The sequence below is a fragment of the Streptomyces poriticola genome (genome assembly GCF_036689765.1).
GTDB lineage: Bacteria > Actinomycetota > Actinomycetes > Streptomycetales > Streptomycetaceae > Streptomyces > Streptomyces poriticola.
Window position 1 is genome coordinate 1 of record NZ_JBAGKH010000082.1, and the last position, 2,297, is coordinate 2,297.

Below are 2,297 nucleotides of genomic sequence, written 5' to 3' on the forward strand. Positions count from 1 at the left end.
ACCCTCCAGGCCGAGGACGTAAGCGATACGGCCCGACAGCACACTGGCGGAGTTGCCGGTGCCTATGTGTCCCGCGTGTGCCTCGGTGGCGCCGGCGAGGAGGGACACGTAGTCCTGGCCGTTGGTGCCGAGGAAGACACCGACGGACGTGCCGCGCACCGTGTGCGGGTTGATGCCCGCACGTTCGAACGTCTCCCAGCCGGTCTCCAGGGCGAGCCGCTGCTGCGGGTCCATGACCAGCGCCTCACGCGGGCTGATGCCGAAGAAGTCCGCGTCGAACTCCCCCGCCCCCCGCAGGAAGGCGCCTTCGGCGTAGGCGTCGGTGGGTCCCCACTGGCGGTCCGCCGGGATGGGACCGACGGCGTCCACGCCGTCGGCGAGCAGCCGCCACAGGTCCTCGGGCGAGGCCACGTCGCCGGGGAAACGGCAGGCCATGCCGACGATCGCGATCGGCTCGTCCGTGCGGACGGCCGTGCCCGGATGCGCGGTTGCGCCGGCCGAGCCGGTGTCCTCCCCGGTCGCCAGGGCGAGCAGGTGGGCGGCCAGGGCGCGGGCGCTCGGCTGGTCGAACACGGCGGTCGCGGTGAGCGCGAACCCGGTGGCGGCGCTCAGCCGGTTGCGCAGCTGGACGGCGGCCATGGAGTCGAAGCCCAGCTCGCGGAAGGCGGTGTCGGGTTCGACGTCCGCCGCAGCCGGGCGGCCGAGGACAGCGGCGGCGCAGGACCGGACGAGGTCCAGTGCGGCGCGCTCGCGGTCGGGGCCGGTGAGCGCCGTCGGTGCCTCGACGGGGGCCGGGCCGGAGAGTTCGGCCAGCATGGATCCGGCGGTGAGGCCGGTCCAGTCGGCGTCGGCGACGACGCTGTACGCGTCCCCGGCGGCCACGGCACGGTCGAGGGCGACCAGGGCGTGCCCGGGGTCGAGCGGGGTGACACCGGCGCGGCGCAGCCGCTCCGCCACGGTCTCTTCGAGCATGCCGCCGCCGGCCCAGGGGCCCCAGGCGACGGAGGTGCCGGGCAGTCCGAGGGTCCGGCGGTGCGCGGCGAGCGTGTCGAGCACGGCGTTCGCGGCTGCGTAGGCGGCCTGCCCGGGGTTGCCGAGGGTGCCGGCGAGCGAGGAGAACAGCACGAACGCGTCCAGGTCGAGCCCGGCCGTCGCGGCGTGTAGGACCCGGGCGGCGCCGGCCTTGGCCCGGAGTACGGCGGTGACCTGGTCCGGGGTGAGCGTGTCCAGCGGGGCGTCGGAGAGGACGCCCGCCGTGTGGACGACCGCGGTCAGCGGGGCGTCGGCGGGTATCTGCGCGAGCAGAGCCGCGACCGCCTCCGGATCGGCGACGTCGCACGCGGCGACGGTCGCCGTGGCGCCCGCTGCCTCGATGGCGCGGACCAGTTCGGCTGCGCCGTCGGCCGCCGGACCGCTCCTGCTGACCAGCAGCACGTGCTGCGCACCGCGCTCCGCGAGCCGCTGGGCGACCTGCGCGCCGAGCGCGCCGGTACCGCCGGTCACGAGAACCGTGCCCCGGGGCCGCCACTCGCGGCGGGGAGCGTCGGCGGCTCGTACGAGACGAGCGGCGAAGGTGCCGTTCTCGCGCACCGCGCACTCGTCCTCGGCGCCGGCCAGGACGGCGGCGAGCCGGCGTCGGGCCCGCTCGTCCAGCGCGTCGGGCAGGTCGACGAGCCCGCCCCAGCGGTCCGGTGCCTCCAGGCGTACGACCCGGCCGAGCCCCCAGAGGCCGGCCGCGTCGACGGCGGCCTCCGGTACGGCGTCCGTGGAGGCGACGGCGACGGCCTCGGAGGTGGCGCACCACAGCGGCGCGGCGACCTCGGCGTCGCCGAGCGCCTGGACGAGGGTGAGGGTGGCTTGCACCGGGCGGTCCACCGGCGCGAGCAGGGACAGCACCCCGGTGAGACCGGTGCCGTCGGTGCCGCGGAGCAGCTCGGCGGTCGTCTCCCGGTCGGTGTCCTGCGGGAGTGCGAGGTGCGTGACCTCGGCACCGTGCTCGCGCAGGGCGGTGGCGACATCGGCGACGAGCGCCTCGTCCCCCTCCGGGCCGACCAGCAGCCACCGGCCGCTCAGCGCGGCGCCGCCGGCCTCGGGGAGCGGGGTCCAGCGAACCTTGTGCCGCCACCCGTCCACGGCCGTGTCGGCACGCTCCCTGTCGTGCCAGGACGCGAGGGAGGGCAGTACGGCGTCCAGCCCGGCGTCCTCCGCGACACCCAGCAGACCGGCGAGGTCACCACTCTGGACGGCAGCCCAGAAGGCTTCGTCCGAGGCTCCACCGGTCTGCGGCGCGGGGGCGT

The 2,297-nt window shown here is 76.4% G+C and carries 1 protein-coding gene and 1 pseudogene; both read right to left on the reverse strand.

From position 1 onward, the window contains the following. Nucleotides 1–2,133, reverse strand: a 2,133-nt coding sequence (locus V5O46_RS31525) for a type I polyketide synthase (RefSeq protein WP_332888158.1), incomplete at its 3' end; no start/stop codon positions are given. Nucleotides 2,134–2,157: 24 nt separating this feature from the next. Further along, a pseudogene (locus tag V5O46_RS32055) lies at nucleotides 2,158–2,297 on the reverse strand (hypothetical protein); the annotation flags it as partial.